We start from the raw sequence: 17,471 nt of genomic DNA, 5'->3' as shown, positions 1-17,471 counted from the left end.
TGAGCCCGCGAACACCGAACCTTAAGCCACGCTGACCTAGGGTCCGGCCCCATGACGACTGCCCTGCATTTCGACACGCCGGAGCCGTTCGCGGTGATCGCGCAATCGCCGCCTGGCGCGCTCGCCGGGGTCGAGAGCGTGATCTGCGTGCCGACCTTCAAGCGGCCCGACATGCTGGAGGCGACGCTGCGTTCGCTCGCCGGCCAGCAGGGCGGGCATGATTTCGCGGTGATCGTGGTCGAGAACGAGGGGATCGAGCGGGCCGGTGCCGCACGAGCGAGCGCGCTGCTGGCGGCCGGTCTGTTCAAGGGACTGGTGATCGTCGAGCCGCGCCAGGGCAACTGCAAGGCTTATAACGCCGCCTGGCGCTGCGCGATGACGCGGTTTCCGGCGCTCAAGCAGGTGCTCGGCATCGACGACGACGAAGAGGCCGAACCCGGCTGGCTCGACGCCTTCCTGAAAGCGGCCGGAAGCGCGCCGGCGGAGTTGTTCGGCGGCTCGGTGACCCCCGTCTTCACTGACACCTCGCGCGACTGGCTCTCGGCGCATCCGGTCTTCCGGTCGCATTACAGCGCCTCGGGGCCGGTGCCGATGCTCTATTCGAGCGCCAACTACCTGATCCGCCGCGAGGTGCTGGAGCGGCTCGGCTTCCCCTTCCTGGACGAGAGCTTCGATTTCACCGGCGGCGGCGATACCGATTTCTTCACCCGCGCCAAGGCCGCCGGCTTCCGCTTCTGGTGGGTGCAGGAAGCGGCGCAGCGCGAGACCATGCCGGCGCGGCGCAGCGAGTTCGGCTGGATCGCGGCGCGCGGCTTGCGCAACGGCGCGATCTCGGCCGCCATCGAGCGACGGCAGCATCCCGGACCCACCGGGCGACTGCGCGTGCTAGGGAAGTCGCTAGCCCTTCTGGCGGCTTCCATTCCGCGTGGCATCGCGCTCGGGTTGCGGACGAGCTCGGGGCTGATCGGGCTCTATCATGCGCAGGTGGCATGGGGTCGCCTGATGTCCGAATTCGGCGTCGCCAACGAGCAGTATCGCAAGCCGGAAAAGAACTAGGCAACGGAACCTCCCCGTCATTCCGGGGCAGGCTGCAGGCCTGAGGCCGGAACCCAGAACCGATGCCGCAATGAAAAAGGGCGGCATCCTCGAATCGGGACGGAGGACGCGCCGGCTCAGCCCGCGTTGACGACGACGCCGGCGAGCTTGCCGGCCTGAGGCCCGAGCTCGGCCCTCCAGCGCTCGATCTCCGCCTTGGCGGGCTCTTCCCCGCGCACGACCAGCACGATGTCGTCGACCGCCTCGGCGAAGCGGCCGATCAGCGCATCGGCCCGGCGGCTGCCACCATCGATCACGATCGGGCCGAAGCGATGCGCCGCGCCGAACAGCCCGGACTGGATCGCGTTCGGACCCGGCACCGGCACGCTGCCGATGCGCGGCAGAAAGGCGAGGCCCGTGCCCTCGTCCTTGCAGGCGGTGCGCGCGACGGAAGCGCCTTGGCCGAGCACCTCGGCGAGACCGGTCGGGGCATCCGAGGCGAAGATGCGGGTAAGGCCGAGCGCGCCATCGCCGGCATCGACCAGCAGTGCCGGCAGACCGGCCTGCGCGGCATCGAGCGCCAGGTTCAGCGCGAATGTGGTGGCGCCCGCCTGCGGCTGCAGCCCGACGACAAGGATGCGGCGGCGGTTGCCGGCCTGCGCCAGTTCGGTGCGGATCGTGGCGACCGCGCGCGCGAAGCCGCCCTGCGGCTTGTCGATGACGTCGACGAGATGGGCCTGCGCCTGGAAGACCGAGCGCGGATCGGCGACCTCGCTGCGCCAGCGGCGATGGCGCACCGCCGGAAGCGCGCCCAGCACGCGCAAGGGAGTGGGCACCGGCCTATCGGCACCGCGTTCGGTCTGGCCGCCCGGAATCGCGATGAGGCGGCGCCAGCCGCTCGTCTGGGCGGCCGGCTCCGCTTCCCTGGGCTTGCTCGTCTCGACCTGTGGGGTCGCGGCCGGCTTCAGGACGGGGGGCTCGGGCGGCACAGCCGCGGCCTGTGGGGGCGGGACCGGAGCCGGGGAGGCTTCAGGCGCAGGCGTCGCCACCGGACGCGGAGCGCGGCGCCAGAAGGGCCGGCGCATGGCGGCGCCAACGCCCGGCGCCGGAAGCGGGACGGGTGAGAGGGCGAGGGCCAGCGCGAGCAGGGCACCGAAGCCGCCACCGCCGATGGCGCCGAGCAATGCGAGATTGCGGCGGCTGATGCCGCTCTTCTCCAGCGGCGGCATGGCCGGGCTGATGACGCGGGCGTTGGTGGTGTCGATGCCGCCGAGTTCGCCGGTCTCGCGGGCGCGGCGCAGGAAGGCGTCATAGACGGCGCGCGAGGACTCGACCTCGCGCTCCAGCTCGCGCAGCTCGACCGAGGCGCGGCCCACGGCATATTGCGCCTTGGTGAGCTGATCGACGCGGCTGGCGAGCTGGCGCTCGGCATCCATGGCCCGGTCGTACTCGACCTTGGCGGAACGGCCGATGCGGGCGAGTTCCTCGGTGATCTGGCGGCGTGCGTCACGGACCTGCGATTGCGCGGCCGCGAGTGCAGGATGGCGATCGCCGAGCGAGGCGACGAGATCGGCCTCGCGGGCGAGCGCGGCACCGAGCTGGGCGCGCAGCGCCGTCATGGTGTTCGAGGAGACGGCCTCGGGCGCGGCTCCTGCCTCGAGGCTGGAGGCGCGGGTCGCGACGATCTGGTCGTATTTCGCCTTGGCTTCGGTCATTCGTGTACGCGCCGCGACGAGCTGGCCTGTATTGAGCGCGAGCTGCTCCTCGCTCAGCGGCTTGCCGCCGATGCCGACGAGATTATTGGCCTCGCGGTATTTCTGCGCCTTGTCCTCGGCGATCCGCAGACGGTTGCGCAGCTCCTCCAGACGCCCGGTCAGGGACGCGGTGGCGCGCTGCGCCAACTCGACACGGACCGCGGCCTGATCCTCCAGATAGGCCTCGGCGAGAGCGTTGGCGATCTTCGCGGCCTTGTCGGGGTCCTGCGCCGTCGCGGAGATGTCGATGACGAAGGTGCGCTCGCCGCGGCGGACCGCGACATTCTTGTCGAGCGCCGCCAGCGCATAGAGCATGGACCGATCGGGCGAGCCGGGGGCCGGTGTTGAGGAAAAGAGGGAGGAGAACAGGCCGCCGCGGGCCACGCCGCCGTAATCGGGGTCCTTGTCGAGGCCGAGCCGCTCGACGACACGTGACTTGATGCTGTCCGAGGCGATGACCCGCGCCTGGCTTTCCAGATAGCCGGTGATCGAGGTGGGGTCGCTGCCGACCGTATTGGGCGACACGTCGTTCTGGAGCACGCGCAGGTCGCGCGGGTCGATGAAGAGCTGCGCCGTCGAGACGTATTTCGGCGTCATCATCAGGCCGGCGAGGATGCCCAGGCCGAGACCAGCGACCGCCATCAGCAGGATCAGCCCGCGCCGGCTCCAGAGCGTCGCCAGGATCCAGGCGGGGTCGGCAAGGCGGGCGAGCGGCAGGGCGGAGGGCGAGGCCGGCCGTTCCCGGCGGGCGGGTGCCTCCTGTCCTTCCTGTGCAGCCGGCTCGGTGGTGAACATGACGCGACGCTTCACTCTGTTCCGGGATAAGGGGCTGTACTAGGCCGTGCCGCGCCGGAAGCGCTCGAGCACGGCCATCATCGGCTTGGGGCGGTAATCGGTATCGAGCGGGAGGGGCCGGGCGCGGGCCGAATCCTGACGCGGGAAGGTGTCCGGGACCCAGGAATAGCGATCGGTCAGCCCCCAGGTCACGATCGCCTTGGGGCGCTTGGCGGCGACGACGGCTTCCAGGAAGGACGAGACCCTGGCCGCGGCCAGCTTGTCGCGCAGGACCGGATCGGCGGGCAGCTTCCAGTCGATGACGTCGAGCTCGGTGATCTCGACATCGAGGCCGAGCGCGTCGAGATCGCGCAGGAAGCGCTGGAGCCCGTCGAGATCGAGGTCCTTCTCGCCGTAGAGATGAGCCTGAATGCCGAGGCCGTGGACGGGGATGCCCTTGTCCCGGAGGCGCCGGAAGATGTCGAGCGCGACCTTGCGGCGCGCGGCACCGGCGGGAGCCGCCTCCTCGAAGAGAAAGTCGTTGAGGACGAGCCGCGCCTTGGGATCGACCCGTGCGGCCGTGCGGAAGGCGATCTCGATATGCTCAGGGCCGAGCAGGCGCTGCCAGATCGTGTCGCGCAGGGGCGTATCGGGACTGGGCTCGTATCTGATGACCTCGTTGACCACATCCCAGGTCGCGATCCGGCCCTTGTAGCGATCGACGACGATTTCGATGTGGTTGACGAGCTCGCGCTCGGCCTCCGCCCGGGTCGTCATCTCCTTCGCCCAGGGCGGCAGCGCATCGCCCCAGAGCAGGGTGTGGCCGCGCAGCGCCTTGCGGTTCGCCTGCGCGAAGGCGACGATCTCGTCGGCTCCGGAGAAGTCGAAGCGCGGCCGGTCGTGCCGCAGCCCCTGCCATTTCAGGTCGTTCATCGGCACGATGACGTCGCAATAGCGCTTCAGCGCCTCGCGATAGCGCGCATCGCTCCGGAAAGCGTCGATCTCGGCGGCGGAGCCGAAGGGGATCGGCCGAAGAGCCGCCTGCGCCGCATCCGGGCCGGCCGCTGCGGCCGTCAACGCGCAGGCTGCGGCGCCGCGCAGGAGTCCGCGCCGCGTCGGCATCGCGTCATTCCGGTCCGCTTCGGTCTGCTGCATCGGCGCTGGGCTCTTTCCTGGGCGCTTTCCGGGGGCCGCCTTATTTGGGGCGATTCCGTTTCGTTTAGGGTCGTTCAACGCCTCTCGGCTATGAGGGACTCGCCATATGCCACGCCAGAGGCACGCGCCGGGCCAGCCGCCCGCGGAAACGGATCATGCTGCCAGATCGTGCCGTCATCGTCGCATACCTCACCATCCTGAGCGGCTCGGCCGGCCGGCTCGTCATCTCCCTTGTCTACTTCCTTATAGTTGCCAACACGTTGACTCTCGGCGATTTCGGCCTGTTCGCCACCGCCTCGGCGACCGGGCTGATCCTGTCGCGGCTGCTCGCCTTCGGCTTCGTCTCGCCGCTCTATCGCACCGCCACCGTCAAGCCGCGCCTGCTGGGAGCCTATCTCGGCGGCTTCGCGGGGCTTGGCCTGGTGTCGCTGCCACTGATCGCCGCCGTCGCCGCGGCAGCCTATCTCGCCCTCTTCGCGGAACGCCTCGCCATCCTGCCCTTCGCGGCGATTATCGGCGCTGAGGTGCTGGGCTGGCGCGTCGTCGAGGTCGTCGCCATCGTCAACAACGGCCTCAGGCGCTTCCGGCAGGCGGCGCTGCTCGTCATCATCGGCTCGGCGCTGCGGACCGCCGCGGCGCTGGCCTTCGTCGCGCTCGGCCATTCCAGCCTCGAGAACTGGGCCTTCGCCTATTGCGCCGCGACGATGACCAGCGCGGCGATCGCGCTCGCGGCCTTCCTGCCGGCGTCGCGCTGGCGCTTCGTGCGCAGCCTCTATCCGCGCCGCATGGCGGACGCGGTCTTTGCCGGCACGGCCGATATCTTCTTCTACATCCAGTCCGAGCTCGACAAGCTGCTCGTGCTAGGCATCGCCGGCGAGCGCACTGCCGGGCTCTACGCCATCGCCTTCCGGGTCATCGACCTCACCGCCATGCCGGTGCGCAGCTTCAACCAGATGCTGGTGCAGAAGATCATGCAGGAGCGCGGGCTCGGCGGAGGCAGGCGGCTCGCCGGCTTCGAGGCCGGCATCGCGCTGGTCTCGGTCGCCGGGCTCGTGGCCGTGATCCTGGCCCTGATGCCGTTTCCGGGGCTGCTCGGGCGCAACGTCTCCCAGGCCGCCTATCTCTTCGCGCCGATGCTGCTGGTGCCGGCCTTCCGCAATCTCGTCGAATACCATGCCGAGCTGCTCTATGCCCGCGAACGGACGGGCTCGCGCATCCTGCTGCTCGCCCTGCTGACGGCGCTCAAGGCCGGGCTGATCACGCTCGTGATGACGCGTTTCGCGGCGGGAGACGAGTGGGCCGGCTGGATGAACCTCGTCTTTGGCCTCGTCTATCTGGTCTCGGCCGGCTTCACCTATCCGCTGCTGGCGCCGGCGCGGCGCTAGCTCGCCTGTCGAGCCTGCCGCTCGAACAGGGCGCGGATGCGGTCGAGCGGCTCGCCGATGAAGGACTGCACGCCCACCGCGACCTGCCAGGGCGCCAGTACCTCCTCGAAGGAATCCAGGCGCTCGAAGCCTTCGACATCCTCGTTGATCCAGTAGACCTTGCAGAGCTCGCGCGGGTCCGGCCAGTGGCCGGCGGCCTCCAGCCCGAGCAGGCGTTCCACGTAGTAGCCGTAGATCATGTATTCGGAGAACCGCCGGTCGCGCGCGATCGCCGTCACCCAGTCGCGCCCGCTGCGGCGCTCGATCAGGGCGAGCAAAGACAGCACATGCTCGCGGCGCCAGCTGACCATGTTGTTGATGTAGTCCGGCCCCGGATAGGCCGGGGACGCCAGGCCGAGCAGGGTCGAGGCATTCTCGCACCAGGCTCGATGAGGCTCCATTTCGGCGGTGATGTTATCCGGCTTGCGATAGAGGCGGGTGGCGCCGTCCTTCATCAGGCTCGCGAGATCGAAAGGCCTGACGAAGAGCATGTCCGAATCGGCGAAGAGGATGACATCCTCAGCGCTGGCCTTCGCGACGGCGAATTTACGCAATTGCTGGGCGTGCCAGCCCCGCAGCGGCGGGATGCCACGGGCCGCGGCGCCCAAGCCCGTCCAGACCCGGCGCCGGCCCAGGCTGAACGGATCGGGCCAGGACTTCAGCCAGCGCGGCAGCACTTCGGATTCGGCGAGGACGCGCCGACGCGGGCCTTCGAAATCCCGGAACAGGGGAAGGTCGCGGTCCTCGATCAGGAGGTAGTGGACCGCATGGCCGGTCACGAAGCGATCGATGCTGGCGCAGAGCAGGCGGCAACGCTCGATATCGCCCCTGTAGCTCGGCGTCGCCAGGGCAAAGCTCATGCTCAATGCCGCGAACTCACCCGCTGCGTCGGCCGTCGGCGACGTATTGCCTGAACAGGCGCAGCAGGAAGGCCGGGTTGCCGACGACATAGCGGCGCCAGAGCCGGCGCGGCTCCAGCCAGAGGCGATAGACCCATTCGAGCCGGGCCTTGCGGATCGCCTCCGGCGCGCGCGGCACCTCGCCGGCGAAGAAGTCGAACAGCGCCCCGACGCCCGCGGCCACGGATGCGTGCCGGCCTGTGAGCTTGTCGGCGATGAAGCGCTCCTGCAGGGGATTGCCAAAGGCCACCAGCAGCAGGTCCGGCTGCTCAGCCTTCAGCCTGTCGAGCAGCCCCGCCTCCTCGGCCGGCGCATAATAACCGTGCGACAGCACGCTGAAGCGGTGGGTGGGATAGAGCTGCGCCAGCCGGGCGGCGGCGCGATCGGCAACGCCGGGCCGGCCGCCGAGCAGCGCTACGCGCAGCGGATGGTCCTGCCGGGCGAAGAGGGCAGGGAAGAAATCGGTGCCATTGAGATTGGCCGGGAAGTGGCTGCCGTAAAGCAGCCAGCTGCCGAGATCGACGCCGATGCCGTCAGCGAGCACCAGAAAGGTCGAGAGGCTGCGCTGCAGCAGCGTGTCACCCGCGGCGACGTTGACGAGATTGGCGTTGCAGAAGGCGAGCTTCACATGGCGGCGCGTCGCGATCGCGTCGAAGACCTCCGCGATCGCAGCCTCGCGCTCCATGACGGCGACTCCGATGCCGCCGATGTCGCGCTTGACGTAGCCCGCGCGCTTCCGGCGCTCGGCTTCATTGGCAATCGCGATGGAGAGAGATGCGCGCACTGATCGTTTTCCCAGGCCGTGCCGGCCCCCTGTTTATAGCGAGGATGTCATGACGCAACCGGCCCCACGGTCAAGGCCAAGACGGCTTGAAGGTGAACGCGTTCCTTCCCCGAAGCGCGAATGCGCCTTAACGGCGATCCACTTGTAATATCGAGGTTTTGTGCCGATCCGGAACGTCGCGTCGCCCTCTTTTTCAGCCCTGCATGGCAGCCGCAGCCGGGAGGTTCCGCGATGACACAGGATCGGCCCGCCCCGTTTCGTTACGACACGGGACACACGCCCAGACGTGTGCCGCGCCCCGCTCTCGACATGCGATTTACGCATATCGACCATGCACGATTGAATGAAGTATTAAGCCCCTCTGGCCCGGCCTCGACGTCCCGGCTAGGCTCAGGCCGCATAAGGCTGAGGGAGGCCCCCCAATGAACCAAATCGATTTAAAGAACCGCGTCGCCATCGTCACGGGCGGCGCGCAGGGGATCGGCCGCGCCGTCGCCGAACGTTTCGCGGCCAGCGGCGCGACGGTCGCAATCTGGGATGTGGACGGAGCGCTGGCCCAGAAGGCCGCCGCCGAGATCGGCCATGGCGCCGCCGGCATCGCCGTCGACGTGACCGACGCGGCCGCCGTGCAGGCGGCGAGCGACGCGCTGGAAGCCAAGCACGGCAGCGTCGACATCCTCGTCACCAGCGCCGGCATAGCCGGGCCGAACCACAAGACCTGGGAATACCCGCTCGAGGACTGGGCGCGGGTGATGAAGTTGAACGTCGACGGCACGATGCATTGCTGCCGCGCTGTCGTGCCCGGCATGATCAAGCGCAACTACGGCCGCATCGTCCTCGTCGCCTCGATCGCCGGCAAGGAGGGCAACCCCAACGCCTCGGCCTACTCAGCCTCGAAAGCGGCCGTGATCGCGCTGACCAAGTCGCTCGGCAAGGAGCTGGCCGACAAGGACATCGCGGTGAACTGCATCACGCCGGCCGCGGCGCGGACCCGCATCTTCGACCAGATGAGCGAGGAGCATATCGGCTACATGCTGGCGAAGATCCCGCGCGGGCGCTTCCTGCTGCCCGAGGAGGTCGCCTCCATGGTCGCCTTCCTGGCCTCGGCCGAGAACAGCTTCACCACCGCCAGCGTCTTCGACCTCTCGGGCGGCCGGGCGACCTACTGAGGCCGGCACCGACGATCAGCTGCGCCGGACCGGATTCTCCGCTTCGGCGCAGCCCCTGAGCGCCGCGTCGCGCCCTGCGCCAGAACGACGCAGAATTATCTTGATCATGTTTACGCCCCGGTAAGGCTCTCTTTTCACCCTAAGGGGGCGAAAAGGAGATAAACGATGATCAAGCTGGCCCTCTCGACAGCAGCCCTTGCCCTTCTGACGGCTTCGGCAGCTCAGGCCGTCACCGCCAAGTCGCTCGGACAGTTCAATGACTGGAGCGCGGTGACCTATGAGAAAGGCGATACGCAGCGTTGCTTCATCATGAGCGCGCCATCGACCATGGAGCCTTCGAGCTTGCGCCATGGAGAGGTGTTCTTCTTCACGCAGACGGGCGGCAGCGACAGCAACACCGAATCGAGTTTCCAGACCGGCTATGACTTCGCCACGAACTCGGTCGTCACCATCACCATCGGCGATGACAGCTTTCGCATGCTGACGGAGGGCAGCAACGCCTGGCTCGAACAGCTGGAACGCGAACCGGCGCTTTTCGCGGCCATGCGAGCCGGCAGCAACATGACGCTGGAAGCACGCTCGGCGCGGGGCAATGTCACGACCTACACCTTTTCGCTCGCCGGCGTCACAGCCGCCTCGCGCATGATGCAGCGCTGCGATGCGGACGCCGCCCAGAGCTAGGAGCAACCTCGCCGAGAGCGGATCCGGCCGACAAAGCGCCTGCGACATGGTTCGACGCGATAGGCCAAAATGCCTGTCGCCGATTCAGCGGCGCTGCACTAACGTCGCGGCCATGACGCAGATGCTTCCCTCCGCCGCCGTCCTCGGCGCCCGCGCCTTTGCCGCGCTTGCCGGCCTCAACCGTTTCTCCGACGAGCCCGGCAAGCTGACCCGGCTCTATCTCTCGCCGGCCCACAGGCAGGCGGCGGAATGGGTCAAGGGCGCGATGGAGGTGGCCGGGCTCAGCGCCTTCATCGATGCTGCCGGCTCCGTGCAGGGACGGCGCGATGGGGCGGCCGCAGGCCACCCTTCCGTGATGATCGGCTCGCATATCGACACGGTCAAGGATGGCGGGCGCTTCGACGGCAATCTCGGCGTGGTCGCCGGCATCCTCGTGGCGCAGGCGCTGCGCGATGCCGGGATCACGCTGCCTTTTCCGCTGGAGGTCGTCGCCTTCGGCGATGAGGAGAATGTCCGCTTCCCGACGCATCTGTCGACCTCGGAGGCGCTGGCCGGGCGCTACGACCCGGCCTGGCTCGATGGCCGGGACGCGGATGGCGTGAAGCTCTCCGACGCACTCGTCGCCTTCGGCGGCAATCCCGCCGGGATTCCCGCGCTCGCGCGCAAGCCCGGCTCGATCCGGGCCTATCTCGAGCTGCATATCGAGCAGGGGCCGGTGCTGGAGGCCGAGAACGAGCCGGTCGGCATCGTCACCACGATCAACGCCCAGAGCCGCGCACGGGTGCGCATCACCGGCGAGGCCGGCCATGCCGGCACCGTGCCGATGGCGCTGCGCAAGGATGCGCTGACGGCCGCCGCCGAAATGGCACTGGCGCTGGAGGCGATCGCCGGCAGCCATGAGCTCGCGGTGGGCACGGTCGGCGTCTTCCGGCCGAACCCCGGCGCGACCAATGTCGTGCCCGGTGCGGTCGAATTCACCATCGACTTCCGCGCGCCGAAGAACGAGACGCTCGCTTCGATGGAGACCGCGATCCGCGCCCGCTTCGCCGAGATCGCCACGCGCCGCGGCGTCGGCCTCGATATCGTGCCCTATGCCCGAGCCGAGGCTGTGCCGATGGACCCTGCCCTGCAGGAAGCCCTTGCCGCCGGCGTGACGAAGACCGGCAGCAATCTCGCGACCCGGCGCCTGCCCTCCGGCGCCGGCCATGACGCCATGTCGATGGCGGCGGTCGCGCCCGCCGCCATGCTGTTCGTGCGCAACGAGAAGGGCATCAGCCACTCGCCGCTGGAGAACATGACCGAGGCCGATGCCGGCATCGCGATCCGCGTGATGCTCGAGACGATTCTGGAACTCGCCGAACGGTCGAAGTAGAAGAATTCCAGCCGCGACACCGCGCGCCATTCCGCGAAACGTCCCCGCGGACTAGGAATGGCGCGCCGCAGGAGGCTGGCCATGGATTTCGAGCATTTCTTCCGCGCAGAGCTGGAGACCTTGCGCCACGAGGGCCGCTACCGCGTCTTCGCCGATCTGGAGCGCAAGGCCGGCCGTTTCCCGACCGCGCGCTTCCATGGCGCGAACGGCCCGCGCGACGTCACCGTCTGGTGCTCCAATGATTATCTCGGCATGGGCCAGCACCCGAAGGTGCTCGCCGCGATGCATGAAGCGCTCGATGGCTGCGGCGCCGGCGCAGGCGGCACGCGCAACATCGGCGGCACCAACCACTACCATGTGCTGCTGGAACGCGAGCTGGCCGATCTGCATGGCAAGGAAGCCGCGCTGCTGTTCAACTCCGGCTACATGTCGAACTGGGCCGCGCTCTCGACGCTGGCCGCGCGGATTCCCGGCTGCATCGTCCTGACCGACGCCCTGAACCATGCCTCGATGATCGAGGGCATCCGGCATTCGCGCGCCGAGAAGCTGATCTTCGCCCATAACGACCCCGACGACCTGCGCCGCAAGCTCGCCGCGCTTGATCCGGCGCGGCCCAAGCTGATCGCCTTCGAGTCCGTCTATTCGATGGATGGCGACGTCGCCCCGATCAAGGAATTCTGCGACATCGCCGATGAATTCGGCGCGATGACCTATGTCGACGAGGTCCATGCGGTGGGCCTCTACGGGCCGCGCGGCGGCGGCATCTCGGAACGCGAGGGGCTGACCGACCGGCTGACGCTGATCCAGGGCACGCTGGCGAAGTCCTTCGGCGTAATCGGCGGCTACATCACCGGCTCGGCGGCGCTCTGCGACTTCATCCGCAGCTTCGCCTCGGGCTTCATCTTCTCCAGCGCGCTGCCGCCGGCCGTGGCGGCCGGCGCCATCGCGGCGATCCATCACCTCAAGGACAGCGCCATCGAGCGCGAGCGGCAGCAGGAGCGCGTGGCGACGCTCCGCCGGGCGCTCGATCGTGCCGGCATCCCGCATCTCGCCAATCCCAGCCACATCGTGCCGGTGATGGTCGGCGAGGCGAAGGCCTGCAAGGCGATCAGCGACGAGTTGCTCGCGCGCTTCGACATCTATGTGCAGCCGATCAACTACCCGACCGTGCCGCGCGGCACGGAACGGCTCAGGATCACGCCTTCACCCTTCCACACCGATGCGCATATCGAGGCGCTCGTCGCGGCGCTGACGGCGATCTGGACTCGGGATGGGCTGAAGCGGGCGGCGTAGGGCGCCACGCCGCCACTCTCGGTCTGAGCAAAGCGCAGACCCGAGCATGACGCCCTGTGACGCGGTATTGTCTCAGAGATTGAACACCCGGTGCGGCACGAACTCGCCGTTCTCGACCGAGCCGGTCGCCACCAGCGTGCCGGCGCAGGTGGCATAGGCCGCCTGCAACGCGACCGGCGCTTCGGCGCCACGCAGCAGGGCGCTCTGGCCGCGCTTGATACGGGCCGCGGCGTCGCGATGGATCACGATCTCCGGGATCAGCGTCAGAGCCGACTTGACCGGCCTCAGCGCGGCCAGCGCCTCGTCAGGGCTTTCGCGCAGCGTCTCGACGCCAACCCCATCTGCAACCGAGAAGGGTCCGACGCGGGTGCGGCGCAGATGCGCGACATGGCCGAGGCAGCCCAGCGCCTGGCCGAGGTCGCGGGCGATGGCGCGGACATAGGTGCCCTTGCCGCACTCGGCCTCGAAGGTGGTAGTGGCGCCGTCGTGGCTGACGATCACCAGCGAATCGATCTCCACGGGACGCGCTTCGAGCGCAACCTCCTCGCCGTCGCGGGCGAGATCGTAGGCACGCTCGCCGGCGATCTTGATCGCCGAGAACTTCGGCGGCGTCTGCAGGATCGTCCCCGTGAAGCGCGGCAGCAGCGCGCGGATCGCTGCTTCGTCCGGGCGCGTCTCGGAGGTCGCGATCACGCGCCCCTCGGTGTCGTCCGTATCGGTCTGGCTGCCCCAGGCGACGGTGAACTGATAGGCCTTGCGCCCGTCCATCACGAAGGGAACAGTCTTCGTCGCCTCGCCGAGCGCGATCGGCAGCAGGCCCGAGGCGAGCGGATCGAGCGTGCCGGCATGGCCGGCCTTCTTCGCCGAGAAGGCGCGCTTCACCACGCTGACCGCATGGGTCGAGGTCATGCCGACGGGCTTGTCGAGCACGACCCAGCCATGGACGTCACGCTTCTTCGGGCGGGGCGGAGCCTCCTCCCTGATGGCGGCGGCTTCGGTCTTGCTCTCAGAGGTCATCGTCACGGTCGTCGTCTTGGTCGATCTTGAGGGGTTTGCGATCGGTGTCGCGGCGCACTTGCTCGGAATCCAGCAGTGTGTCGATGCGCTCCGCCTCGGCGAAGCTCTCATCGGCGCGGAAGCGGACGTCAGGCGCGTATTTCAGGTTCACGCGGTGGGCGATTTCGCCGCGGATATAGCGCTTGTGGCCCTCCAGCGCCTTGAGCACCGGCTTAACGTCCTGCCCGCCGAGCGGCATGATGTAGGCCGTGGCGAGCTTGAGATCGGGCGAGAGGCGCACCTCAGGCACGGTGACGACATGCTTTGCCAGCACGTCGTCATGAATGTCGCCGCGCGCCAGCATGTCGGCGATGGCGTGGCGAATGAGTTCGCCGACGCGGAGCTGCCGCTGGGACGGACCGGAAGGTTTCGCTGGTTTGGCCATTGTTCTCGTTCTCCGGGATCGGACCGGATCAAACGTCACGGACGGGCCTGACCCGACCATCTCTCAGAAGACAAGGCGCCGGACGCGCTCTTCTCGTCACGAGATGGCCGGGTCGAGCCCGGCCATGACGTGCTGCTTCAGGAAGCGCAGCCCTCAGAGGCTGCGCTTGATCTCTTCGACGCGGTAACACTCGATGACGTCGGCGACGCGCATGTCCTGATAGTTCTCGAAGGACATGCCGCATTCCTGGCCGGCCACGACTTCCTTCGCGTCGTCCTTGAAGCGCTTGAGCTGGCCGAGCTTGCCCTCGTGGACCACGACGCCGTCGCGGATCAGGCGGACATTGGCGCCACGCTCGATCGTGCCGTCGGTAACGCGGCAACCGGCGATCTTGCCGACCTTCGAGACGTTGAAGATCTCGAGGATCGAGGCATTGCCGAGCATCGTCTCGCGGAGAGTCGGCGCCAGCAGGCCCGACATCGCATCCTTCACGTCATCCATGAGGTTATAGATGATGTTGTAGTAGCGAATCTCGACGCCGGCCCGTTCAGCCGCCTCGCGCGCTTCCTTGTGGGCGCGCACGTTGAAGCCGACGACGACCGCGCCCGAAGCCTGGGCAAGCGTGACATCCGACTCGGTGATGGCGCCGACGCCCGAGGACAGCACGCGGGCGCGCACCTCCTCGTTGCCGACCTTCTCGAGCGAGCCGACGATGGCCTCGACCGAGCCCTGCACGTCGCCCTTGATGACGAGCGGGAACTCCTTGCGGCCGGCGCCTTCCTTGAGCTCGCGCATCATCTCGGCGAGCGAGCGACCGGCGCCCGAAGCCGCGCCGCGGGCGGCGAGGCGGTCGCGGCGCTGACGCTCGCGGTAATCGGTGATCTCGCGGGCGCGGGCCTCGGACTCGACCACCGCGACGCGGTCGCCGGCCTCGGGCGTGCCGTTGAAGCCGAGCACCTCGACCGGCATGGAGGGCGCAGCCTCCTTCACCTGGGCGCCGGTATCGGCGATCAGGGCGCGCACGCGGCCCCATTCGGCGCCCGCCACGACGATGTCGCCGGTGCGCAGCGTGCCGCGCTGGACGAGAACGGTCGCGACCGGGCCGCGGCCGCGATCGAGCTTGGCCTCGATGACCGTGCCTTCGGCGGCGCGATGCGGGTTGGCCTTGAGATCGAGCACCTCGGCCTGCAGCGAGATCGCCTCGAGCAGCTTGTCGAGGTTGTGGCCGGTCTTGGCGGAAACCTCGACTTCGAGCGTCTCACCGCCCAGCGTCTCGACCTGGATCTCGTATTGCAGCAGTTCGGCGCGGACGCGGTCGGGGTTGGCGTCTGCCTTGTCGACCTTGTTGATCGCGACGATCAGCGGAACGCCGGCCGCCTTGGCGTGATTGATGGCCTCGGCCGTCTGCGGCATGACGCCGTCATCGGCCGCCACGACCAGGACGACGATGTCCGTCACCTTGGCGCCGCGGGCGCGCATCGCCGTGAAGGCGGCGTGGCCGGGGGTGTCGATGAAGGTCACCTGGCTGCCCAGCGGCGTCGTCACCTGATAGGCGCCGATATGCTGGGTGATGCCGCCGGCCTCGCCGGTGACGACCTTGGTCTTGCGGATCGCGTCGAGCAGCGAGGTCTTGCCGTGGTCGACATGGCCCATGATGGTCACGACCGACGGCCGCGACTCCAGGGTCTCGTCGGTGTCAGGCGTATCGAACAGGCCTTCCTCGACGTCGGACTCGGCCACGCGCTTGACGGTGTGGCCCATCTCCTCGGCGATGAGCTGGGCAGTGTCGGCATCGATCACGTCCGTGATCTTGTGCATCGCGCCCTGCTTCATCAGCAGGCGGATGACGTCGACGCCGCGCTCCGTCATGCGGTTCGCGAGTTCCTGGATGGTGATCGTCTCCGGGATGATCACCTCGCGCATCACGCGCTCTTTCTGCGCATCGGAAGCCCGATGGCCGGTCATGCGCTGCACGCGCCGGCGGAACGAGGCGACCGAGCGTGTCCGCTCGTCCTCGCTCCCGGTCGCGGTCGATAGCGTCAGGCGGCCGCGCGGCTTGTCGTTGGCGGTCTTCGGAACCTTGGGCGCGGCAGGAGCAGGCCCCCGGCCAGCACCGGCGCCGATGCCGGGCCGGCGGAACGCCGCCTTGACATCGACGTCGTCCGAGCGACTGCGCGGGGCACCGCTCGAAGACGGTGCCTGACGGGCCGGACGCACGACGGCAGGCTCGGACGGGGCCGTGGTGTCCATGCGGGGCGGACGCGGCGAATCCGAGCGCGGCGGACGGCTGTCCAGCCGCGGCGGGCGCGCGCCTGTGTCGCGCATCGGCTGACGCGGCGCGAATTCGCGCGGACCGGACGGGGCCGGGCGGCCGAAATACTGGGTTGCCTGCGGGGCCGGGGCGGAAGCCGGGGCCGACGGAGCAGCCTCGCGGCTGGCAGGCGCGGCCGGGCGGAAGACCTGCTCGTCGCGCTGACGGGCAGCGCTTTCGGCGCGGCGCTTCTGATCGTCGTCGTGACGGCGACGCTCTTCTTCCTGGCGCTGGCGAGCCTGCGCATCGTCACGCTCCTGCCGCTCGCGTTCGGCGGCGGCGGCGCGACGGCGCGCCTCGTCCTCGGCGGCACGGCGCGCTTCGGCCTCGGTGTTGCGGGCCTCGGACAGGGCGCGCTGGCGGGCGTCCTTCTCCTCGTCGGAGAGGGTGCGCAGCAGCATGCTGCTGGCCGGACGCTGCGGCGCGGGTTGCGCGGGGGCCGACGGGCGCGGCTGCACCGCCTGCGGGGCGGGAGCCTGCGGCGGACGCGGCGCGACGGGTTCCTTCACCTCCGGCCCGGCGACGCGGCGCTTGACCTCGACGACGACCTGCTTGGAGCGCCCATGCGAGAAGCTCTGACGAACAGTGCTCTGCTCGACAGGCCGCTTCAGCGACAGGGTCTTGGGCGGGTTGACGGAGAGTGTCTTGTCGCCCGGGGTCTTGGTATCGGTCATTCCGCGTTCGGTCCTGCCGGTTCGGTCGTGTTTTCGGTGTCGTTCTGGTCAGATGCGGCGGTGTCGTCCGTCCGGTATCGGACGAGCCGACGCCAGCGAGAGAGCACACCCTCGGCCGCTGGACCCGGAGCAAGGGCGGCATGTATCACATGTGCCCGCCCCAACGCCAATTCCAAATCCGCCGCCGAGAAAATCTCGACGACGGGCAGTTCGCGGGCCTTGAGCCCTTCGGCCTCGCGGGCCGCTGCAACCCTGCGGACCGCCTGGCCGATCTTGCGCCTGCCGTCCTCGGCGCCATCGCTCGCCGCGATGACGGCGAGGCAACGGCCGGAGCCGATCAGCGCCTCGACCTTCGCGAAGCCGGCGATGACGAGCCCGGCCTTGTTGGCCATCGACAGCGCCTGCAACGCATCGCGCAGCATCAGCCGGTCGATCATGTCCGGCAGATCGGCCGGCACCGCGACCTTGGCCTTGAGCGAGCGCTCGAAAGCCTTGCGCCGGATCGCCTCCGCCACAGTACGGCGGCTGAGGCTCGCCCAGACGCCGCGCCCGGGCAGCTTCCTGCGCAGATCGGGCACCAGCACGCCGTCAGGCCCGGCGACGAAACGGATGAGATCCTCCGGCGCCTTGGCGGTCCGCGTCACGACGCAGCTCCGCTCAAGCCCTTCCTTCCGGTCTCTCTGCGTCGCCGCCTTCACCGCGACA

General features: G+C 68.8%; 14 protein-coding genes. 6 read left to right on the top strand and 8 right to left on the bottom strand.

The annotated features are described in order from the left end of the window. Positions 1-51: 51 nt before the first annotated feature. Positions 52-1,056 (top strand): glycosyltransferase family 2 protein, encoded by a 1,005-nt coding sequence (locus BoBH3_RS16830; protein ID WP_262331996.1) that lies wholly within the window; start codon positions 52-54, stop codon positions 1,054-1,056. 116 nt (positions 1,057-1,172) lie between these two features. On the opposite strand, the gene BoBH3_RS16825 is transcribed toward BoBH3_RS16830, so the two are convergent. Further along, the gene (locus tag BoBH3_RS16825; RefSeq protein WP_262331995.1) at positions 1,173-3,599 is read right to left on the bottom strand and encodes an exopolysaccharide transport family protein; all 2,427 of its coding nucleotides are present in this window, start codon (positions 3,597-3,599) and stop codon (positions 1,173-1,175) included. Positions 3,600-3,623: 24 nt separating this feature from the next. After that, on the bottom strand, positions 3,624-4,718 hold the full coding sequence (locus BoBH3_RS16820; RefSeq protein ID WP_262331994.1) for an endo-1,4-beta-xylanase: 1,095 nt from the start codon (positions 4,716-4,718) through the stop codon (positions 3,624-3,626). 155 nt (positions 4,719-4,873) lie between these two features. Between BoBH3_RS16820 and BoBH3_RS16815 the strand changes: the two genes are divergently transcribed. After that, complete coding sequence (locus BoBH3_RS16815; RefSeq protein WP_262331993.1) at positions 4,874-6,103, top strand: lipopolysaccharide biosynthesis protein; 1,230 nt, start codon at positions 4,874-4,876, stop codon at positions 6,101-6,103. Here BoBH3_RS16815 and BoBH3_RS16810 read toward each other — a convergent pair. Then, on the bottom strand, positions 6,100-7,002 hold the full coding sequence (locus BoBH3_RS16810; RefSeq protein WP_262331992.1) for a DUF6492 family protein: 903 nt from the start codon (positions 7,000-7,002) through the stop codon (positions 6,100-6,102). The two genes, BoBH3_RS16815 and BoBH3_RS16810, sit on opposite strands and share 4 nt — an antisense overlap. A gap of 16 nt (positions 7,003-7,018) precedes the next feature. Then, on the bottom strand, positions 7,019-7,825 hold the full coding sequence (locus tag BoBH3_RS16805) for a WecB/TagA/CpsF family glycosyltransferase (protein ID WP_262331991.1): 807 nt from the start codon (positions 7,823-7,825) through the stop codon (positions 7,019-7,021). Between the two features lie 422 nt (positions 7,826-8,247). Between BoBH3_RS16805 and BoBH3_RS16800 the strand changes: the two genes are divergently transcribed. The 4 genes from BoBH3_RS16800 (at position 8,248) to hemA (ending at position 12,340) form a co-directional block, all read left to right on the top strand. After that, positions 8,248-8,994, top strand: coding sequence for an SDR family NAD(P)-dependent oxidoreductase (locus tag BoBH3_RS16800; RefSeq protein ID WP_262331990.1), 747 nt, complete (start codon positions 8,248-8,250; stop codon positions 8,992-8,994). 165 nt (positions 8,995-9,159) lie between these two features. Further along, positions 9,160-9,675 carry an invasion associated locus B family protein gene (locus tag BoBH3_RS16795; RefSeq protein ID WP_262331989.1) on the top strand — a complete coding sequence of 172 codons (516 nt, stop codon included), beginning with the start codon at positions 9,160-9,162 and terminating at the stop codon, positions 9,673-9,675. A 112-nt stretch (positions 9,676-9,787) separates the two neighbouring features. Beyond that, on the top strand, positions 9,788-11,047 hold the full coding sequence (locus BoBH3_RS16790; protein ID WP_262331988.1) for an allantoate amidohydrolase: 1,260 nt from the start codon (positions 9,788-9,790) through the stop codon (positions 11,045-11,047). Positions 11,048-11,128: 81 nt separating this feature from the next. Then, positions 11,129-12,340 carry a 5-aminolevulinate synthase gene (gene hemA, locus BoBH3_RS16785; RefSeq protein ID WP_262331987.1) on the top strand — a complete coding sequence of 404 codons (1,212 nt, stop codon included), beginning with the start codon at positions 11,129-11,131 and terminating at the stop codon, positions 12,338-12,340. A 72-nt stretch (positions 12,341-12,412) separates the two neighbouring features. Here the strand turns inward: hemA and truB are convergent, their stop codons facing one another. From truB to BoBH3_RS16765, 4 genes are all read right to left on the bottom strand, one after another. Beyond that, on the bottom strand, positions 12,413-13,357 hold the full coding sequence (gene truB / locus BoBH3_RS16780; protein ID WP_262332540.1) for a tRNA pseudouridine(55) synthase TruB: 945 nt from the start codon (positions 13,355-13,357) through the stop codon (positions 12,413-12,415). Next, complete coding sequence (gene rbfA / locus BoBH3_RS16775; protein WP_262331986.1) at positions 13,347-13,781, bottom strand: 30S ribosome-binding factor RbfA; 435 nt, start codon at positions 13,779-13,781, stop codon at positions 13,347-13,349. The genes truB and rbfA overlap by 11 nt, the downstream gene beginning before the upstream one ends. A 153-nt stretch (positions 13,782-13,934) precedes the next feature. After that, on the bottom strand, positions 13,935-16,766 hold the full coding sequence (gene infB, locus BoBH3_RS16770) for a translation initiation factor IF-2 (RefSeq protein ID WP_262331985.1): 2,832 nt from the start codon (positions 16,764-16,766) through the stop codon (positions 13,935-13,937). Continuing rightward, positions 16,763-17,464, bottom strand: a complete 702-nt coding sequence (locus BoBH3_RS16765; RefSeq protein WP_262331984.1) for an RNA-binding protein — start codon at positions 17,462-17,464, stop codon at positions 16,763-16,765. The genes infB and BoBH3_RS16765 overlap by 4 nt, the downstream gene beginning before the upstream one ends. Positions 17,465-17,471: the final 7 nt, after the last annotated feature.

This window comes from Allobosea sp. BH3, assembly GCF_025499465.1.
Taxonomy (GTDB): Bacteria; Pseudomonadota; Alphaproteobacteria; order Rhizobiales; family Beijerinckiaceae; genus Allobosea.
The sequence above is the reverse complement of the archived record's forward strand: the minus strand, read 5'-3'. Positions and strand labels throughout refer to the sequence as shown.